Origin of the sequence: Streptomyces sp. NPDC048338, from assembly GCF_043201055.1 — a bacterium.
GTDB lineage: Bacteria > Actinomycetota > Actinomycetes > Streptomycetales > Streptomycetaceae > Streptomyces.
Window position 1 is genome coordinate 554400 of the sequence record NZ_JBICYQ010000004.1, and the last position, 19000, is coordinate 573399.

Sequence of the window (19000 nt, forward strand, 5' to 3'; positions counted from 1 at the left end):
CTCCTTGCATGCGCAGGACACGACGGGCCCTGCCGGGAACAGGAAGAAAAAGGGGGGAGGGGAAAGGGGCGCTCTGCGGCGCGAAGGTGGTCCGGTCCGCCCGGTGCCTCAAGGGCTGGCCGGGCGGACCGGTGTCACGGGAGACGGCGTGCGCTGTGGGCGGCGTAGTCGGCGAGGGTGCTGAAGCGGACCGGCTTTGTGGTGCGCGGGGCCTCGATGACGTAGCCGTGGCCGGCGTAGATGCCGACGTGCTCGGGGACCGCCGGGGTGCCGCGGCTGAACACCAGGTCGCCGGGGCGAAGTTGGTTCAGCGGGACGGCGTTGCCTTCCTTGACCTGGGTGTACGTGGTCCGGGTCAGAGTGATCCCGGCCTTCTTGTACGCCTGCTGGGTCAGCGAGCTGCAGTCGCAACGGCCCATCGGGTCCGGACCGTGCGGATCCAGGCACGAGCCGCCCCACTGGTAGAGGGTGCCGAGCTGGTTCATGGCCCAGGTGATGGCCGTCTTGGCGCGGGGGTCGGCGTCGGCGGGGATCGAGTACCCCTTGGGGACCGCCCCTTCGGGGATCGGTCCGGAGCCGCTGCCGTCTTCGCCCGGGGTGCACGGGTCTGTCGCAGGGAGGCGCGGGGTCTGGCCGTCGGCGGGCGGCGCTGAGTCCTTCAGCGTCGGGGCGATGGCCTGCTGCAGAGCGCGGGCGAGAGGTTCCCACTGGGCGTAGGCGCCGGGGAATCCGCTCAGCTGGACGGCCTGCGCGGCTTGGGTGATCGTCATCTGCTGCCAGCCGGGGACCTTCAGCAGGCCCTGGTAGAACTTCGTGCTGGCGTAGACGGGGTCGCCGACCTGGGCGGGGGTACCCCATCCCTGGCTGGGCCGCTGCTGGAAAAGGCCCAGCGAGTCGCGGTCGCCGTAGCCGAGGTTGCGCAGCCGGGATTCCTGGATGGCGGTGGCCAGGGCCACGATCTGGCCGCGCTCGGGCACTTCGAGCGTGATGCCGGTGGCGACGATGGTCCGGGCGTGGGGAATCTGCTCGGCGGGCAGGTCCAGGCCCTCGACGTGGACGTTCTGAGCGCCTGACCCGCCGAGGACGGCGGCGACCTGGCGCCGTACGGCGTCGGTGTCGACCGAGTCGGTGACGCAGGAGGTGCCCGGGCGCGAGGAGTGGCTCGCGGCTGCGGCGAGGACGGCGGTGCCAGCCAGCAGCGCGGGGGAGAGGCAGAGCACGCCGATCGCGGCGGCGATGCCTTTCACTCCCGGGCGGCCTCCGGCCGGCGGGCTGCGGGGATGTCACGTGGGGATGGAGAGGAAGGGGTCACGGGGAGGTCCTCGGGGTGGGCCCCGGCCGCACGGTGTGAAGGGGGAGGGCCGTGCGGCCGGAGCGGTGGAGGTGGGCGAAGAGCCCCGGCTCGGGTGCGTGTTGCCTCACACACCCGGTGGGACGGGGGGAGGTTACGGGCGGAACATGGGTGTGCCTCCTGGGACGTTCAAGGAGTGGCCCGCAGCGGCGGGCTGGTGAAGAGCGGGACGGCGGGGCGTCTTACGGGCGGAACATCAGCGAACTCCTGGAGGGGTGCCGGGGCGGGAGACCGGGATCGAACTGGGGTGCCTGGTGAGCGTTGCCTCGCCCACCAGGGCGGAAGGGGATTACGGGCGGAACATGAGCGGCACCTCCTCGGCCGGCGCAGTTGCGGGGAACACGGGCGAGGTCAGCAGGGGCGGTACATGGGCGGCCTCCCTGTCAGGGTCTGCGGCGGGCGGGCGGGCGGGCAGGGAACGGCGAGGCGGCAGCGATGGCTGCGTGCGGGGTCACGGACGGAACACAGGGGCCTCCTGCGGGAGAGGGGGAAACGGGGAAGGGTCGCCATCAGCGGTGTCCGCCGGGCAGTGACAAGACAGTAAGCCCGAATCCCCGGTCACCGAAATCACGGGCGGAATCCGCCTGATTTCCGGGGTTCTTGGTCGGCGATGCGTCTCAACCGGGAATCGTCACCTACAGTTTGGGACCTCCCCGCGCCGCCTGCCCGCATGTCTTGCGATGGCCGCCGCACGGTCTGGAGCCTTCCCGTCTGCATCCCTCACCGAATTGGGGTTCCCCTTTGTCGTTTTCCCTTCACCAGGGCGACGCGCTCAGCGTGCTCGCGACTCTGCCCGACGGCTGCGCCGATTCCGTCATCACCGACCCGCCGTACAACAGCGGCGGCCGAACTGCCAAGGAGCGCACGAGCCGCTCAGCCCGCCAGAAGTACGTCTCCGCGGACGCCCAGCACGCCCTGCCGGACTTTGTCGGCGAGAACATGGACCAGCGCTCGTACACGCTCTGGCTGACCCAGATCATGACCGAGGCCCACCGGGCCACCAAGGTCGGGGGCACGGCGCTGCTGTTCACCGACTGGCGGCAGCTGCCGGCGACCACGGACGCGCTCCAGGCCGCTGGCTGGCTGTGGCTGGGCGTCCTGACCTGGCACAAGCCGCAGGCCAGGCCGCAGAAGGGTAAGTTCCGGCAGGACTGCGAGTTCATCGTCTGGGGCGCGAAGGGCAAGATCGACGCCGCCGCGAACCCGGTCTACCTGCCCGGCTTGTACAGCGCCTCGCAGCCCTCGGGCAAGGCTCGCCGGCACATCACGCAGAAGCCGGTCGAGGTGATGCGGGAGGTGGTGAAGATCGCCCCTCTCGGCGGCACCGTGCTCGACTTCTGCGCCGGATCGGGCAGCACCGGGGTCGCCGCGCTGTTGGAGGGTCGCGACTTCATCGGCATCGAGAAGACGAAGGAGTACGCGGCTGTTGCCTCCGAGCGCCTCACCGAGACGGTCCGGCAGGTGTATTCCCAGGGCGATTTCGACCTGACCTCCTGACCGGGCTGCACCACAGCCCGATCCCGTGGCAGGCGGAATATAGCGGCAGATCCCCGGTTTCCGAAACCGGGGATTCTCCGGACCATCAGGGCCATCGAATTCACGGCCCTGGCTGCAAGGAGAACCCCTTTCGTGTCCGAATCTGTCGAGCCCCGCCATGGCGGGGAAATGGAGCCGGTCCGTCTGCCGGACGCTGACCTCGAATCGATCGAGGCGTCCGTCCGCAAGCTGCTGGACCAGTCGGCCGAGCAGGCCCGCGTGATCGACACACTGGCCTCCGCGCCGCCTGCGGACCCGATGGCCGCGAGCATGCCCTTCGCCGGGTTCCCCGGCATGCCGTCGTTCACCGCCCCCACCCCGCCGCCGGACCCCAAGCCGATCTTGGAGCTGGAAGGCGAGGAGTACGAGGACGAAATCGCTGCGCTGACGGACTGGGTGGACGACCACCTCATGGACGTCTACGGCGCCGAGATCACCACCGCGGCGCCATGGTGCGAGCAGTGGCAGGAGCACCTCGACGTCGTCGCGTGGCTGCACGCGCTGTGGATGGCCTACCACCAGCACAAGGACGCCGAGGCCGGCCCCAGTGGCATGTTCGTGTGGCACCGGGACTTCCTCACCCACTGCATGGCCTACGTCCGCGCCCCCGGCGGCCCCCTGAGCGCCTGCCAGACCGACCCGGACCGTGCCGAGCACCGCCTGCTGCGCGGGCCGGGCCCCTCCGCGCGGTCCGCCGCCCGCGAGTCGGAGGCCCAGACGACCGGCGGCGCCCCGGCCCCGGACGGGGCCGGGTTGTGACGCACCCACCGCAGCCTCCGCCGGCGTTCGGCCTCTCCTTCCACCCCGAGGCCCTCAACGACCTGCTCGCCGCTCCGGGTGACATGCGCGACCTCGGGCTTGCCCTCATCCAGGACGTCGTGCGCGCCCAGGTGAGAGGGCCCGAACTCACCGCCGAGCTGACCGGCTACCGCAAGCTCTACCTCGGCTCCCGGGTGCAGTACCGCATCGTCTACGACTACCGCCCGGCGCCACCCGGATCCAGCCACCGCACCAACGTCCACATCGTCGCCGTACGCCCCCGCGCCAAGCACGACATCTACGACACCGTCCGGGCCCGCGTCGGCCGCCCCCGCCCCGCAGCCGGGCCCCGCGCGTACGCGGCTCGCTCTCTCTCGCCACAAGTCCGGCCGCGCCCTGCCTTCATGCCGGCGCCTCCAGCCGCAGCGTTCCCGGTCCCCGGACTCCCCGCACCCGCCCGCATCGCCACCACGAATTCCCCGAAGGGTCCTTCGCGATGACCAACCTCACCGGCCAGTCCTCCTCCCTGCTCCAGGCCCTGATGACGGCCCTCCTCGAGCCCCGCCCGGCTCCGCACCCGCGCCACCAGGCCCTGCTGGATGCTCGCGAGCGTCAGCTGGAGGTTGAGGCGGAACTGAGCGCCTGGGCCAGCCGACCGCAGCCCACGATCGAAGCCGCCCAGGACAAGGAACTCGACGACCTGAGCAATCTGCTGGTCGAGCATGCGCAGGCGGGCCGACAGGTCTCGTACCTCCTTGGCGCCGACACCTGCTGCTCGCCGTGCAGCGACTCCGAGCAGCCGCCGACCGTATCCAGTCGCCCCGCCGAGAATGCGGTCTCCGCCTTCGCCGCCCCGTGCATCCTGGCCGCCTGCCTGGACGTCTTCGCCTTCCACGGCAGCCCGGACGCACTGTCCTCCGCCGACCTCGTCGCGGAGCTGCGCACCCTGCCCGGCATCGCCGAGGGACGCTGGCCGTACGCCGAACTCACCCAGACCCGCCTGGCCACCCTGCTGCGCCCGTACGAGGTGGCCAGCCGCGACATCACCCACGGCGACGGCCGGCGCCGCAAGTCCTACCGCCGCTCGCCCTTTCTGGCCGCCATCCCGGCCGACTGCGACTGCCGCCCGTCGTGACCGCCCGCGAATCCCCGGCAACCGCCCTGGACGCCGCCATTGAGCAAGTCGTCGGCGACCTGACCGTTCTGCACCACGACCATCTCCGCGGGCTGCTCATGGCGGAGCGGGCCGCGCTCGCTGCCGTACACCGGGAACTGGTGAATGCCGAGGGCGCGGTCGCCTACCACCGCAACGTACTGAAGCGCCTGTCCTCCGGCACCTACCCCGTGGATACCCCGCTCCTGGACCGCCTGCGCCGGACTGTGCACGACCTGGCCCAGGCCACGGCCGCCCGCGACCGGCTGCAGGAGGGTGTCGCTGCCGCCTTGGAGGCGGTCAAGGCCGCCGCCCCGGCCCTCGCCCCCGCTGACGACGAGCTGACGGCGCACGACTTCGCGGCGCTCCTCTCGCTCGCCGGCGGCGGCACGATGCGCGAACACCTCCTCACCCACCGGGTCTCGGTCCGAACAGTCCAGGGCCGTCTCATCGACCTTCCGGCATTCCAGCGCCTGGAATCCCACGGACTCGTCACCCGGGACACGTCCCGGGCGTTAACCGTCGGCCAGCCGGTCGCCTTGACCGACACCGGCCGGACCGCGCTGCTCGGCACCCGCCGTCCACCCGCCATGGCCACGCCTTTGCCTGCCCGCCCGGCCGGGGCCTGGCCGGCACAAGCCCGACAGCACTGACCCAAGGTGCCCCGGGGTTCGTCCCCCTCCGCCCCTGAAGACGGAAGCCCGCCACACGTGCCTCTTCACCGACCCGACTACGAACTGGACGGCTTCGAGCCCGCCGATGACGGCCATCAGCAGCACTACGAAGATCTCGACATCTCTTCCTTCAAGGTGCTCGGCGAGTACCGCACGTACACCGACGCCTACTTCGTCCTCCTCGACGAGGGAGCCACGTGCGGCATTCCGGGAAGCCCGCAGCTCCGAGCCGTTCACGTTTCCCGTGACCTGCGCGCCCGCACCTTCGAGGTCGACTCCAAGGAACTCCCGCTGTACGCGATGGCCCAGTCGTACCTGATAGCCCGAGGCTGTCCCTCCGACGCGCTCGACGCACCGGAGGGTGTGCACGACCCCGCAGACGACCGCACCAGGGCCCTGGAGGCGCGCGTCCGCGGAGATGGTGACCACTTCGCCCTGCTGGCCAGCTACACCGACGACATGCGCGACCCCGTACAGACGGTCGTGATGCTGCGCTCCCTTGACCCCCAGGCGGCGCCGGAATTCCGGATCCTGCTGGAGCAGTTCGACTGGGACTCCAACAGCCACACCCTGCGGGAAGGCGGGTTCGAGACCTACGCCGCAGCGGTCGATTGGTGGGAGGCATGGTCGGACGAGGAGGCCCCGGCGCTACCGCCGCCAGCTCCGACCGCACGCCGCAGCCCGGCCCAGACCGCCCCGGCGACACCCGTGCCGCCGGTCTCCCGTCGGCCTCAAGGACGCTGAACACGGCTTTCGCCGAGCCCGTTTCGGCGGACCGGCGGCGCGCAATATAGCCGCCGATCCCCGGTTTCGGAAACCGTGGATTCTCCGGACCCTTTGCAACACCACCGCCCCACTGAGGGCGGTCACTTCCTGTTGTTCTGCCTGGTCTGGAGCCATCCGCCGTGTGCCACACACCCGCGTCCATCACCGCCACCGTCCTGAGCGGCACCCCATCCCGTTCCGCCGCCACCGCGGTACTCAGCCCCGTCACGCCCCTTACGGCTCGGCGGGCCGAGCCGGTGCTCGCCGTCGCCGTCCATGCCCGTGCCGACGGTGACTCCACGGCCGTCGGTGTGCTGCGGCGCGGGGAGCCGTTCACGGCTTCGGTCACCGACGGCGCCTGGCTGCACGTCACCACCGCCTCGGGCATCACCGGCTGGGTTGACGACGGCGACCTCCGTCGCGACGGCAGCCTTCGCCCGAACTGACCCACCCGTACGTTCCCCTCTTCCAGGAGCCACCTTTCGTGTCCGACATCCCCGACGTCTTCGACGGCGACGTGCTCGGCTTGTTCGCCGAGCGGATCGAGGCCCAGTTCAGCCTGGGTCTGCCCGAACTGGCCCAGGCCGTCCAGGCCGCTCCGCACGCCTACCCCAGTGCCACCCAGGTGGTCCGCTGGTACGCGCTGCTCACCGAGGCGCAGCAGGGAGTGGAGACGGCCGAGGACGCTCTGGTCTCCGCGCTGGAGACGGCGCCGGGGGACGTGCTGGACGACCCGGTGATGGGGTTGGCCCACCGAGTGAACTGCGCGGTTGCCGTCCGTGACGGTCGGGCGCAGGTCCTCCGGTTCCTCTTGGAGTCCCCCGTCGAGCAGGCCCGCATCCAGCGGCGCTTCGGACCCCGGGTGACAACGACCTTGCCCACTGCCGTCCTGGCACAGCCCGCACGGATCAGGGGTGGTGCTTGATGAGCGACGCTCGCAAGCCCAGTACCCAAGACGCCCGCCTGGAGCAGGTGTTCGGCGGGCCCTTGGACCAGCTGCACCAGCGCGCGGTCCGCCCCGGCAGCTCGCCCGCCCTGGTCCGGACCCTGGAACTGCGCGCCTTCCTCGCCTTGGCCGAGGCCCAGGTCGTACGCGTCCGCGACCGTGTCCACGCTGCCATGTCCCCCGACGCCGAACTGGACTCGCTGTCCTCGGACACGCTCCGGTTCGACGCCGAGTGGCTGGAGGCCGCACTGGCCGGCCGCACCGGCTACCGCATCGCGCTGGAGAAGCTGCTCTCCGCGATGCCACCGCCAGCCGCCCGGCCGCCGGCCGCCCCCCTCCAGGTCCGGTCCGCCGTCGTGGGCAGCGGCCTACGGCCCGCGCCCACCGGCGCCGAGGACGTGGCGGCGGCCCGGGGACGCTGAGTGCCCGATCCGTACTCTGCCTCCCGGGCGGCGGGCGCGCAGATCGAAGCGCTCTACGGCCGCCCGGTCACCGGCCTCGCCGCGGACGCCGTGCCCGGCAGCATGCGCTACGCCCTGCTCAACAGCTTCGCCGCCCTGCAGTACGCCGACCGCGCCGTCGCCTTCCACACCGAGCAGCTCCACCGGCTGACTCACCCCGACCGCACGATCGAATCCGTGGATGTCGGCCACATCTCCGACGCCACCCGCCGCCTGGCACACGCAGTCACCGTCCGCGACTCCCACGCCCAGGTTCTCGGCGACGTTCTGAACAGCCTGGCTCGTGTCCCCGACACCGAGTCCCCGGCGCCCGCCTCCCAGGCCACGGCCGTCACACCGGCCATGCCGCCGGTCGCGTCTGACGGGCCTGCCCGCTCGCGCTGACCCCCTCCTTTCTCCTTCTTCTCGTCCACCCCGCGCCGTCTGGAGTTACCGCCTTGGCTGCTGCCCACCTGCCTTCCAACGACCTGCCCCGCGTTGCCGAAGCGCTGGAGATGATCACGCCGCGCTGGAGCGTGTGGGTGCTGATGACGCTGGCCTCCCAGCCCGGCCCGCTGCGCTACACCAAGCTCAAGGAGCACCTGCCGTGGCTCGGCGACGGCCAGCTCCACCCGCGGCTGCGGGCGCTCTCGGATGCCGGGCTCGTCGAGCGCACCGCCCAGACCCGACTGCACGTCACCTACGGTCTGACCGCACGCGGACGGGAGCTGATGCCGTCGCTGACCGCCCTGGCGGGCTGGGGCGACGGACACCTGGAGAAGAACCTCGTCCTCAACCCCGTCACCGGGAGGACGGAGCCGGAGCGGATACCGGCTGCGCAGAACGCCGAGGACACCCTCGCCGTGATCGGTCACCGGCACGCCACCGTGCTGCTGTGGACCCTCAAGGCCCGTGGGACCTCAACCATGGCCGCGCTCTCGGCCGAGGCGATGCCCGACCACAGCCCCAGCGCGATCTACCCGCCGATTCGTCGGCTCATCGACGACGGCCTGGTCGCCGTCACCCGCGATGACGCCGCCTCGCTGCAGCTGACCGCCCCGGGCCAGGCCCTCGCCCCGATCTACCTGGCTCTTTCGACCTGGGCCACCGCCCGCCCGCTTCCCGAGGCCCAGGCACACCCCGTCTGGGGCGCACCCCGCATCCCGGCAGCCACCCGCTCCGGGCAGTGGGCCGCCCACCAGGCCCGCAAGACCAGCCCGGCCGTGGCCGTCGCCCAGCCGCCGGCCCCCGCCCCGGCCACCGGGTGGCGGCCCATGGACCTGTTCTCCGCACCGACCAGCGGACCGAGCCGGTGAACCCCAACCGACCACTGCCATGTTCCGGCCGCCCGCCGCCGGTATCCCCTCGCTCCCGGCGCCCCTGGCGCTGAGCCCTGACGGAAAGCCCCCGTTGACCGCTCGCTTGACCGCCACCGCCCCGCCGGCCACGTACGGATCCGTCCTCGGCAGCCGCTACGTTGCCCGCCTGCTGGGCGGCACCCTGATCGGGCGCCTGCCCAACGGCATGGTCCCCGTCTCCCTGGTCTTGTGGATCACTGCGGGCGGCGGGACGCTGGCGTTCGGCGGACTCCTCGCCGCGCTCTACGGCCTGGCCTCGGGCCTCTCTCAGCCGGTCAAGGGCCGGCTGATGGACAGGTACGGGCAGACCCGGATCTCCATCCCGGCCGCCGTGCTCAACTCCTCCTGCTTGCTGGCGCTCCCGTGGGTCGGTGCCGACGGACAACAGGTGGTGGTGACCGCAGTCGTGGGGTTCGCCGGGCTGATCACCCCGCCCCTGGAGGCCGGACTGCGGGCTTTGTGGCCGACGGTCCTGCCGGATGCGAGGCGGCGGCGCGTCGTGCAGGCCCTCGATACCGGCTCGCAGGGACTCCTCTACGTGGTGGGCCCACTGCTCGCCTCGTGGCTGGCGACTACGCACGGCCCCGACACCGCTCTGCTGGCGACCGCGACACTCGGCCTGACGGGCTCGGCGATCGTCCTGACCGCCGGTCCGTCGAGGACATGGCGGCCGACCACAGAGGGCGGCGCGGGTACCGGACGGCTGATGAGCAGCGGGCTGGTCATGCTGTTCGCCGGCCTGGCGGGGACCGGGTTCACACTCGGCGCGATGAACGTCTGGGCCGCAGACATGGCCGCCGTACAGGAGCAGCCGATGCTGTCAGGGCTCCTTCCCGCCATGTTCTCCACCGGCAGCTTCCTGGGCGGCCTGGTCTACGCCCGCAGGACCTGGCCCGGCACCACGACCACGCAACTGCTCTGCACCAGCCTCCTGTTCCTCCTCGGCTGGCTTCCCCTGCTGGCCGACCCAGGCCCCCGAGCGGCCGTCGGCCTCGTGGGGATACCGGGCCTCTTCCTCACCTTGGTCATCACCAATGGCTTCCACACGGTGGACGCCCTCGCCCCGGCCTCCCGCACGACCGAGGCGTACGCCTGGCTGATCCTCTCGGTCGGCACCGGGCAGGCCGCCGGCACCGCGCTCGCCGGAGCCCTCTCCACCAGCCCGCAGATCCTCGCTGCCCTGCCCGCCGCTGGCGCCGCAACTGCGCTGACCGTCCTGACCGCCGCCCGCCCCAAACTCGGCCCCGGCCGACGCCTGGGCCGCCACCGCCGCCCACGCCACAGCCACCCGCGTCACTCGGTCTCGACGCCCCGCTAGCCGCTGTTGCCGCCCGCTCGGACCGTCGTCACCGTCCCGCCGGTCTGCTCCCCGAACGTATCCGCCCCACCCCGGAAAGACGATGCCCCCCAAGCACGCTGCCGTCCTGCGGCCACCCACCGGCCGACATGTCCGCACTCCCGACTTCGGACCCGTACGCGGCGTCTACGTCCCGCGTACCGCCGATGCCGGCGCCTTCGCGATGAGCACGTACGGCATCCCGCTGCTTGTCCTGGCCGTCACCGACTCGGCCACCCTGACCGGCTTGGCCTTCATGCTCGAATGGGTCCCCCGCCTTGGGGCGTTCGCCCTCGCGGGCGCCGCGGTGGACCGGTTCGGCAGTACACGGGTCCTTCGCATCGCCTCGGTCCTGCGCGCGGCGGTCGTCCTCGCCGCAGCCGCCGTCCTGCCCTCCGTGGGCGAGGGAACCGGCGCCGTGATCACAGTCATGACACTGGCCGCCACGACAGGCGTCCTCACCGAGTTCTCCTACATCGCGGCCGAGACCGCGGGCGGCGCCGCGAGCCGGGACGCCGGAGGCCATGCCCACCGCGTCCAGGCCGTCCTGCTGGGCATCGACCAGGGCGCCACCCTGGCCGGCCCGGCCCTGGCCGGCGTGCTGCTCCAGTACAGCGGCGCCACCGGCATGCTCCTGATCATCGCCGCCTGCTCCCTGCTCGGCGCGGCCCTGGCCCCCCGTCAGCGTCCCGTCTGGCCCCAAGAGGCCCCGGTCCCCGTCGCCCAGGGACTCAAGATCGGATGGCGGACCCTGCGGTCGCTGCCCGCCCTGGGGTGGTTGTGTGTCGGGCTGGTGCTGTCCAACTGCGCGATCGGCCTCGTGCAGGCCGCAGGCCCCGTCCTGGTCATCAAGCAACTCGGCGGCACCAGCAGCCAGGTCGGCCTCGTCTGGTCGGCCGCCGCCATCGCCTCCCTGGCCATGGTCACCCTCGCCCGCTTCGCGATCGACCGCGCCGGCCTGTGGCCGGTCGGGGCTGCCGCAGCCGCCCTTGCCTCCCTGGCCTGCCTGGCTCTGGCAGCCGCCGACACCTACACCGTCTTCCTGGTCCTGGTGGCGCTGCTGATGGCCGGCGAAGCGGGCATGACCGTGGTGCTGCGCACCCTGCGCGCCCACCTCGTCCCGGCCGAGGTGTTCGGCAGCACCCTCTCCCTGATCATCCTGCTGCTCCTCGCCCCGTTTCCCCTCGCCGGAGCCCTGGTCGCGCTCACCCCGCCCGACCTGCTCGGCCACGCCATCACCGCCTGCGCCGTCCTACAGGCCGCCGGCCTGGCCGTGGCCTTCGCGAAACTCCGCACCCATCCGGCCACCCGCCGCCCGGCCTCCGCCTGACCTCCCCTGCCCTGCCCGCCATTCCGAACAGGATCACCATGCCCGAGCCCACCGACTCTCCCCAGCCGCAGCACCTTCGCCTCCGCCTGCGCGAAGTGGCCGCTCTCGACGACGAGGCGTTCGCCCACTACCTGCAGGAGCGCTTCGAGCACCTGGTGACGGCAGCAATAGCCGACGCCGGCGGCCACCTCCGCCCCGCCCAGCACGACCTCCTCCACGCTCCCGCCCGCCTGCACGAACTGCGCGACGCCCTCACCTTCGCCGAGGGCGACCTCCAGGTCGCCGTCGAGCGGATGACCTACCGCCGAGACCCCCGCACCTCCCGCACCGCCCGCCAGCTGAGGCAGGTCCGTACCGCCCGCCACCAAGTCCACCGGGAAGGCGCCGCGCTGCGCCGGTCCGAAGACCGCACGCGCGAATCCGAGGAGACTCCTTCGACGGACACGGTCACCACGACCCGGGGCTGGCTCTCGCAGGCGTATCCCGTCCTCTTCGCCCAGCTCCTCGCCCAGGCTCACGCCGCCGCAGGGCTGCCCGCGCGCCCGCTGGCCAAGGACATCTTCGACACCGTCGAGGAAGGCTGGGCCGATGGCTACCTCCCCGCGCCCCGCACAGCGGAGGTCGACCGCCTGCTGTCCATGGGAGCCGTGGCCTTCCGCAGCGCTGTCGCCGATGACGCCCGCAATCAGAACGACCGCGATCCGGCGCTGCGCCACCCGCTGCTGCAGCGTCGCTGGAACACGGCACTGGAGGAACTGACCAGCCTGACCGTGCCGGTGGCCCGCGCCTCCAGCTCCTCGGCCCTGGGCTCCCTGCCCAACGGGTTCGCCGACATCCCCGAACCCGCCGCCTTCAAGGTCCTCAACGCGCGCCGGTTCCTGGTCGCGGCCTGGCAGCGCCGAGCCGAACACAACCGCCTGTTCCACCAGTACGCGATCACGGTGACCGACCGGCGCCGCGCCGCCCCCGACCACGATCTACGGCGCCAGGCCATCGACGCGGCCCTCGACCGCCTCGTCGCCGCGCAGTCTGCCGCCGCCGCCCGCATCCTGGCCCGGCTTCGCCCGTACGCCACCGCGGACGGCACGCTCGAGCCGGACACCTTCACCCCGGTCCTGCGCGCCCGTGCCAAGCGCGAGGTCCTCGCCGACCTCGCCGCCATCCGGAGGCTGGACACCGTGTTGCCCTCCGCGCTCCCTCCCCGGCCGGCCCTCGCCGCCCCGGCTGCCCTGAGCACCACGCTCTGACCGCACCCCCTTCGTTCGTGGAGACGCCCTTGCCTTCATCCGCCCCCCAGTCCGCCACCACCGTGGACGGCGACGTCTACGTCACCCCCCGCTACCTCGCCGGATCGCCCGGCCACGGCGATGCCGGATTCGCCCGTCAAGCATTGGCCCCACCATCACCTCGACGAGGGCCCCCACCAGCTCGTCGTAACCAGCCCGGACCACCGCATCCGGATCGGCTGGGCCGGAGACGACTACGACCTGTGGACGATCAGCGCCGCGCCCGACGCGGTCTCCGGACCGCAATGGACCGCGATCGTCAACCAGAACACCCCGCCCGAGCTCGTCGCCGCCCTCACCACCGCCCTCGCCCGGGACTGGGCCGACGGCCACGACCGCTTCCTCGCGGCCCCGTCGGCGTACTGGGCCGACAGCCTGGCACCGCTGGTCGCCGCCGGCTGGCAGCGCACGGGCGCCGAGGTCGGCACCGTGGAGCTGACCGCCCCCGACAGCAACGCGGGTGTCTACATCAACCGCTCCCGCCGCGACCTGCCGGACGGGACGGAACTGTGGGCCGGCCCTCCCGGCTGGGGCACCCGCGCGGAGATCACGTTCAGCCCCCGTACGCCCTCCCCCCTCATCGCGGCCACTGCGGAGGCGTTCACCGACACAACTCCCGTGGCCCGCTGGCAACAGGGCCTCGACCGTCAGCTCGCCGCCCTCGCGCAGCTCACGCCCGTCGTACCGCCTCGTCCTCCGGTGCCGACTCCCCGCGATCTCCGCCCCCGCATCGGGGTCCACCCGCCCGCCGCGGTCGGCAGCGTGCCGCGCTGGAGCACCGCCACCACCCCCTCCGCTGCCCTTCCCGCCCGCGGCGCTGTACGTCGCTGACCGACAACGAGGAACCCCTTTGGCCCTGTTCACCGAACAGTTCTTCGCCGACCACCTCACGCTGCCCTACCCCGAGGCCGCCGTCGTCGGCGATGCCTACTACGCCGCCCCCGCCCCAGCCCTCCCGCTGCGGCTCCGCATCGACTTCGCCCCCACGATCTACGCTGACCGCTACGACGGGCTGCGACTGCAGATCGTGCACTTCGACAAAGGACCGATCGACACCGCCGTGCTGCGCTTCGCCGACCACGGCGCTTTCGACACCCGAGACCGGCGCCTCGGACACAAGCCCGGCCAGGGTGAGTACGGCACCTTCAACGACTGGAACCACAGCGAGCACCCCCCGTGGGTCGGCATCGGCGTTACCCGGCTGCGGGCCGCGATCGACCAGTACGTACGCCTGTGGATCCCCGGCGCTCCACCGGTACGGACCGGCCAGCCCCCCGCCGCCGCGGCCCCGCAAGTTTGGACCTCCGCTGCCCGGGCGCGGTGACCACCCTCCTGCCGTAAAGCCCCGTCCCTCGGCCGTCATTGGCCCATCGCGCCTACTGACTCGCCGCCGCCCGCACCCGCCTTCCCCTCTCCACCGACAGGACCCTCTCCTCCTTATGCGCCTTCGTCCCGCCCACCCCGCCCACCTGGCCGTCGCTGTCGCCGCCCTCGCGGCAGGCACCCTGCTGCCTGCGACGGCCATGGCCGCCCCGGAAGCCTCCGTGGTGCTGGGCCCCGGCTACACCATCCCGGACTCCGAGGGACACGCCGCCTCCAGCCACATCGGTGCCTACGGCCCGCCCGGACCGGCCGTCCACGGCGACACCGAGACCTACTGTGCCGACCCTGAACGCAAGGGCCCGGCCGACGCCGGAGGTTACGGCGAGCCGCAGCCGGTCCCGTCCTGGACGTCGTCGGTGACCGGGAAGCCCGTCACCAAGGAGAACCTGGCACAGGCCGCCTATGTGATCGGCAAGTACGGGCAGACCCGCGACAACGCACAGGCCGCCGCGGTCGACGCCGTGGTGTACGAGTACCTGGCCAGCGGCACCTACGCCCTCGACGGCGACCGCGGCAAGCAGCGCCTGGCGTACCCGGCCGTCTCCCCGACCGCACGCACCCTCGCCCAGGGCTACGTCGCTGAGGCCAAGAAGCTCGAGGGCCCCTACACCCTCCAGATCACGCCGTTGGTGAGGACCACCACCGCCGGGACGAAGGTCACCGTCGCGGTGAAGGTCACCACCACCGCCGGAACGCCGGTACCGAAGGTCGCCGTCACGCTCGCCGAGTCGGGCTCCGGCACCGCCTCCGGCAAGGTCACGGTCACCACCGACGACAACGGCACGGGCGCCTGGGAGTTCACCGCCGAGAAGCCCGGGACGGCCAGCGTCACCGCGACGGCCGAGGGGCTGCCCGCCACGGGGCTGCAGGTCCTCACGCCCAAGAACCCGGCTGCCCAGCGGATGCTGCTCGCCGGGGGCACCACCAGCGTCAAGGACTCCGCCGCCATCACCGTCGGCGAGGCCACCGGCGGCGTGACGATCCGCAAGAAGGACCCCGAAGGCACCCGCCTGGTCGGCGCAGCGTTCCAGCTCCTCGACTCCGACGGCAAGCAGATCGCCGCAGGCAAGACGAACGAACAGGGCAACCTCGTCTTCGACAAGCTCCCCGCCGGCACCTACCGGCTGCGCGAGACCTCCTCCGGCAGCCCCGTCCACGACCTGATCGCCGAGCAGACCATCACGATCACCGCCGGACGCACCGCCCAGGCCAACCCCCTCGACCTCGTCGACCCGTTCAAGAAGGCCCGCTTGTCGGTGAAGAAGACCGACAAGAACACAGGCAAGACCCTGCCGGGCGCGGTCATCGCCATCCGCGCCGACGAGACGGACAAGACCGGCAAGCACACCCCCGGCAGGGTGATCACCAGCCTCACCACCGGGACCGACGGCACAGCGTCCGTCCCTCTCGACGTCACGCTCAAGGCGGGCACCCGCTACTGGGCCAGCGAGACCAAGGCCCCCGAGGGCTACCAACTCGACGCCTCACCGGTCGCGTTCACCGCCCGACCCGGAGCCGACGTCACCGTCACCCTCGCCGACAAGCCCACCGCGACCACGCCGCCGAGCCCGAGCACCCCGCCCGCGACACCCCCGGCCACCACCCCGCCGACGCCACCGCCCGGATCCCTCGCTCACACCGGCGCCGACGCCACCACCTGGCTGGCCGTCGGAGCCACCGCCCTGCTCGCCGCAGGCGGCGGCCTCTACCTGATCAACCGCCGCCGCCGTACGGGCGACGCCCCCAGCTGACCCCTCGCGCTGCCGGGCCCCGATTTCGGAGCCCGCGCCACACCGTCCCGCACCGCACGATCCCGCCCGGAGCACCCCTGATGAAGCACCGCCCCCTCCTCTTCACCGCGCTCGCCCTGACTGCCGTCGCCGTCCTGACCAACCCGGCCACCATCGCCACCGCAGCCCCCTCCCCGTCCGCCGAAGCCCCCAAGGATCAAGGCGGCCCCGCGCCGGCGGACAAGGCCGGCCTGCGCATCGTCAAGACGGACCCCGAAGGCCAGCCCGTCCCCGGAGCCGCCTTCCAGCTGCTCGACTCCGCGGGCAAGACGCTCGCCGAGGGCAAGACCGGAGCCGACGGCACCCTGACCTTCTCCGACCTCGCCCCCGGCGTCGTACGCCTCAAGGAGACCGCCTCCGGCAGCCCGCTGCTCGGCACCGTCCCCGACCAAGACGTCGTCGTCGCCCCCGGCGAGCCCAAGGCCCTGGCAATCACCGACCCGTACAAGTCCGCCGGCCTCACCCTCAAGGTCACCGACAAGGCCACCGGCAAGGGCCTGGCCGGAGCCATCGTCAACATCGCCCCGAAGGACGCCAAGGACGACAAGGGCACCTTCACCCTCACCACGGGCCCGGACGGCACCGCCAAGGCGCCCCTCCTCGTCGGTAAGAAGACTGGCAGCGCCTACACCGCTACCGAGACCAAGGTCCCGGACGGCTACCGGCTGGAGACCACCCCGGTAGAGATCACGGCCAAGCCCGGAGCCGAGACCACTGCGGCCTTCACGAACGCGGCCACCGCCAAGCCCACCGAGGAACCGACGGGGAAGCCGACGGCCAAGCCCACCGGCGACCCCACCTCCCAGCCGACGCCGACCGGCTCGTCCTCGACCGGCACAGGGGAGCCGACCGATGCGGCATCCCCCTCCAGCAGCCCGGAGATCGGCACCGCTCCCGCGACCCCCACCGCACCTGACACCAAGCCCGAAGGCTCCCTCGCCCACACCGGCGCTGACAGCACCAACGGGTGGCTCCTGGCAGCCGGCGGCCTTCTCCTCGCCGCTGGAGGCGGCGCCGTCTACGCCGCCCGCCGCCGCAAGAACGGCGAGAGCGACACCGGCACCGGCCAGCACCGGCGTACCGACGACAACTGACCTCACCACCACCGGCCCCGGGAACCAGACAGGTTCCCGGGGCCGACTGCGTTTCCCCCTGTGGCCGGTGTGGTGCTGCCAGCAACCTCGCCGCCAGTTGCGCATCGCCTATAGGGGCACGGCTGCTTGTGCTTCGGGAGTGTTCAGTCGTCTGCGGCCGGGGTTGCGGTCAGTGGCTGGTGAGTTCGCCGGTGAGTTTGCCGTGGAGGTCGGCGCTGGGGTCGTTCAGGCCGGTGATCTCGACCGTCTTGCCGCGTTGGGCGTACTTGGTCTCGATGGCGTCCAGGGCGGCGACGGAGGAGGCGTCCCAGATGTGGGCGGCGGAGAGGTCGATGACGATCCTGTCGGGGTCGGTGGCGTAGTTGAACTGGCCGACGAGGTCGTTGGAGGAGGCGAAGAACAGCTCCCCGGTCACCGAGTACACCACCGTACTGCCGTCGGGGTCGGTGACGGCAGTGACGTTGGCGAGGTGGGCGACGCGCTTGGCGAAGATGACCATCGCGGTGACGGAGCCGACGACGACGCCGATGGCGAGGTTGTCGGTGGCGACCACGCAGATCACGGTGATGACCGTGACCGCGATCTCACCGGCCGGCATCCGCTTCAACGTCTTGGGGGCGATGGAGTGCCAGTCGAACGTCGCGAAGGACACCATGACCATGACGGCGACCAGGGCGGCCATGGGGATGTCGGAGACGACCGGCCCGAACACGATGCACAGCACCATCAGGAACGCACCCGCGAGGAAGGTGGACAGGCGGGTGCGGGCTCCGGACACCTTCACGTTGATCATCGTCTGGCCGATCATGGCGCAGCCGCCCATGCCGCCGAAGAACCCGGTGACGATGTTGGCGATGCCCTGGCCGACCGATTCGCGGGTCTTGGAGGAGTGGGTGTCGGTGATCTCGTCGACGAGCTTGGCCGTCATCAGGGATTCCATCAGGCCGACCAGCGCCATCGCGAAGGCGTAGGGGGCGATGGTGGTCAGGGTGTCCATCGTGAACGGCACGTCGGGCAGGCCCGGGACGGGCAGCGAGGACGGCAGGGCGCCCTTGTCGCCGACGGTCGGCACGGCGATCGCGGCAGCGACGGTGATGACGGTCAGGACGACGATGGAGACCAGAGGCGCCGGGATCACGGTGGTGACCTTCGGGAAGAACACCATCAGCGCCAGCCCCGCCGCGATCAGCGGATAGACGGCCCAGGGGACGTCGTGCATTTCGGGGACCTGGGCCATGAAGATCAGGATGGCGAGGGCGTTGACGAAGCCGACCATCACCGAGCGCGGCACGAACCGCATCAGCTTGGCGACGCCGAGGGCGCCGAGCGCGACCTGGATGACACCGGCCAAAATGACGGCGGCGACCAGGTAGCCGAAGCCGTGCTCACGGTTGAGCGGCGCGATCACCAGCGCGACGGCACCGGTCGCCGCGGAGATCATCGCCCGGCGGCCGCCGACGATCGAGATGACCACGGCCATGGTGAACGAGGCGAACAGGCCGACCGCGGGGTCGACGCCGGCGATGATCGAGAACGAGATCGCCTCCGGGATCAACGCGAGCGCGACGACCAGGCCAGCCAGTACTTCGGTGCGCCAGACCTTCGGATTGTTCAGCCAGTCCGGGCGCAGGCCGCGCAGCCGCGCGGCGGGAGTCACAACGGAAGAAGACAAGAGAATGGGAACCTGTCGAGCTCGGGCACACTCCGCTGGCAGGCCAGAGGTGTGCGGGAGAACGCGGAGGAGCCGGGCCGGCACCCCGCGGACGACCCGAGCATCAGACGGGCCGGAAGATCGGAAA

General features: G+C 71.8%; 20 protein-coding genes. 18 read left to right on the forward strand and 2 right to left on the reverse strand.

Going from position 1 to position 19000, the window contains the following annotated elements:
* Positions 1-134 precede the first annotated feature (134 nt).
* Positions 135-1247, reverse strand: a complete 1113-nt coding sequence (locus tag ACGFZF_RS12900; protein ID WP_371593871.1) for a C40 family peptidase — start codon at positions 1245-1247, stop codon at positions 135-137.
* An 845-nt stretch (positions 1248-2092) separates the two neighbouring features.
* On the opposite strand from ACGFZF_RS12900, the gene ACGFZF_RS12905 reads away from it, so the two are divergent.
* The 18 genes from ACGFZF_RS12905 (at position 2093) to ACGFZF_RS12990 (ending at position 17201) form a co-directional block, all read left to right on the forward strand.
* Positions 2093-2848, forward strand: coding sequence for a site-specific DNA-methyltransferase (locus tag ACGFZF_RS12905; RefSeq protein ID WP_371593872.1), 756 nt, complete (start codon positions 2093-2095; stop codon positions 2846-2848).
* Between the two features lie 168 nt (positions 2849-3016).
* Positions 3017-3646 (forward strand): DUF4913 domain-containing protein, encoded by a 630-nt coding sequence (locus ACGFZF_RS12910; RefSeq protein ID WP_371594666.1) that lies wholly within the window; start codon positions 3017-3019, stop codon positions 3644-3646.
* Entirely contained in the window at positions 3643-4146 is a 504-nt protein-coding gene (locus tag ACGFZF_RS12915; RefSeq protein WP_266354015.1) for a hypothetical protein, read from the forward strand. Before ACGFZF_RS12910 ends, ACGFZF_RS12915 begins: the two co-directional genes overlap by 4 nt.
* Positions 4143-4781 carry a DUF3631 domain-containing protein gene (locus ACGFZF_RS12920; protein WP_371593873.1) on the forward strand — a complete coding sequence of 213 codons (639 nt, stop codon included), beginning with the start codon at positions 4143-4145 and terminating at the stop codon, positions 4779-4781. The genes ACGFZF_RS12915 and ACGFZF_RS12920 overlap by 4 nt, the downstream gene beginning before the upstream one ends.
* Entirely contained in the window at positions 4778-5452 is a 675-nt protein-coding gene (locus tag ACGFZF_RS12925) for a hypothetical protein (RefSeq protein ID WP_371593874.1), read from the forward strand. The genes ACGFZF_RS12920 and ACGFZF_RS12925 overlap by 4 nt, the downstream gene beginning before the upstream one ends.
* Before the next feature lie 57 nt (positions 5453-5509).
* Positions 5510-6217, forward strand: a complete 708-nt coding sequence (locus tag ACGFZF_RS12930; protein ID WP_266354018.1) for a hypothetical protein — start codon at positions 5510-5512, stop codon at positions 6215-6217.
* Positions 6218-6378: 161 nt separating this feature from the next.
* Complete coding sequence (locus ACGFZF_RS12935) at positions 6379-6684, forward strand: SH3 domain-containing protein (protein ID WP_266820166.1); 306 nt, start codon at positions 6379-6381, stop codon at positions 6682-6684.
* 38 nt (positions 6685-6722) lie between these two features.
* Complete coding sequence (locus ACGFZF_RS12940; RefSeq protein WP_371593875.1) at positions 6723-7163, forward strand: hypothetical protein; 441 nt, start codon at positions 6723-6725, stop codon at positions 7161-7163.
* On the forward strand, positions 7163-7606 hold the full coding sequence (locus ACGFZF_RS12945) for a hypothetical protein (RefSeq protein WP_371593876.1): 444 nt from the start codon (positions 7163-7165) through the stop codon (positions 7604-7606). The genes ACGFZF_RS12940 and ACGFZF_RS12945 overlap by 1 nt, the downstream gene beginning before the upstream one ends.
* The gene (locus ACGFZF_RS12950; RefSeq protein ID WP_266354022.1) at positions 7607-8029 is read left to right on the forward strand and encodes a hypothetical protein; all 423 of its coding nucleotides are present in this window, start codon (positions 7607-7609) and stop codon (positions 8027-8029) included.
* A gap of 53 nt (positions 8030-8082) precedes the next feature.
* The gene (locus ACGFZF_RS12955) at positions 8083-8940 is read left to right on the forward strand and encodes a winged helix-turn-helix transcriptional regulator (protein WP_371593877.1); all 858 of its coding nucleotides are present in this window, start codon (positions 8083-8085) and stop codon (positions 8938-8940) included.
* A gap of 94 nt (positions 8941-9034) precedes the next feature.
* Positions 9035-10300: an MFS transporter gene (locus tag ACGFZF_RS12960; RefSeq protein WP_371593878.1), complete on the forward strand. Its 1266-nt coding sequence runs from the start codon at positions 9035-9037 to the stop codon at positions 10298-10300.
* A gap of 82 nt (positions 10301-10382) precedes the next feature.
* Positions 10383-11648: an MFS transporter gene (locus ACGFZF_RS12965; RefSeq protein WP_371593879.1), complete on the forward strand. Its 1266-nt coding sequence runs from the start codon at positions 10383-10385 to the stop codon at positions 11646-11648.
* Positions 11649-11686: 38 nt separating this feature from the next.
* Positions 11687-12895: a hypothetical protein gene (locus ACGFZF_RS12970; protein WP_371593880.1), complete on the forward strand. Its 1209-nt coding sequence runs from the start codon at positions 11687-11689 to the stop codon at positions 12893-12895.
* Positions 12896-13015: 120 nt separating this feature from the next.
* Positions 13016-13765, forward strand: coding sequence for a DUF317 domain-containing protein (locus ACGFZF_RS12975; protein WP_393553683.1), 750 nt, complete (start codon positions 13016-13018; stop codon positions 13763-13765).
* Between the two features lie 19 nt (positions 13766-13784).
* Positions 13785-14258: a hypothetical protein gene (locus tag ACGFZF_RS12980; RefSeq protein WP_371593882.1), complete on the forward strand. Its 474-nt coding sequence runs from the start codon at positions 13785-13787 to the stop codon at positions 14256-14258.
* Between the two features lie 115 nt (positions 14259-14373).
* A complete protein-coding gene (locus ACGFZF_RS12985; RefSeq protein ID WP_393553685.1) occupies positions 14374-16068 on the forward strand; it encodes a SpaA isopeptide-forming pilin-related protein in 1695 nt (564 codons plus the stop codon).
* 80 nt (positions 16069-16148) lie between these two features.
* Positions 16149-17201 (forward strand): collagen binding domain-containing protein, encoded by a 1053-nt coding sequence (locus ACGFZF_RS12990; protein ID WP_266444619.1) that lies wholly within the window; start codon positions 16149-16151, stop codon positions 17199-17201.
* Between the two features lie 169 nt (positions 17202-17370).
* Here ACGFZF_RS12990 and ACGFZF_RS12995 read toward each other — a convergent pair whose 3' ends face one another.
* A complete protein-coding gene (locus ACGFZF_RS12995; RefSeq protein ID WP_266444621.1) occupies positions 17371-18873 on the reverse strand; it encodes a SulP family inorganic anion transporter in 1503 nt (500 codons plus the stop codon).
* Positions 18874-19000 lie beyond the last annotated feature (127 nt).

Bases quoted from the DNA above. Each gene is read 5' to 3' on its own strand.
- ACGFZF_RS12910 (WP_371594666.1), top strand. From the start codon at position 3,017: ATGGAGCCGGTCCGTCTGCCGGACGCTGACCTCGAATCGATCGAGGCG.
- ACGFZF_RS12920 (WP_371593873.1), top strand. From the start codon at position 4,143: ATGACCAACCTCACCGGCCAGTCCTCCTCCCTGCTCCAGGCCCTGATG.
- ACGFZF_RS12945 (WP_371593876.1), top strand. From the start codon at position 7,163: ATGAGCGACGCTCGCAAGCCCAGTACCCAAGACGCCCGCCTGGAGCAG.
- ACGFZF_RS12965 (WP_371593879.1), top strand. From the start codon at position 10,383: ATGCCCCCCAAGCACGCTGCCGTCCTGCGGCCACCCACCGGCCGACAT.
- ACGFZF_RS12970 (WP_371593880.1), top strand. From the start codon at position 11,687: ATGCCCGAGCCCACCGACTCTCCCCAGCCGCAGCACCTTCGCCTCCGC.
- ACGFZF_RS12975 (WP_393553683.1), top strand. From the start codon at position 13,016: ATGCCGGATTCGCCCGTCAAGCATTGGCCCCACCATCACCTCGACGAG.
- ACGFZF_RS12985 (WP_393553685.1), top strand. From the start codon at position 14,374: ATGCGCCTTCGTCCCGCCCACCCCGCCCACCTGGCCGTCGCTGTCGCC.
- ACGFZF_RS12990 (WP_266444619.1), top strand. From the start codon at position 16,149: ATGAAGCACCGCCCCCTCCTCTTCACCGCGCTCGCCCTGACTGCCGTC.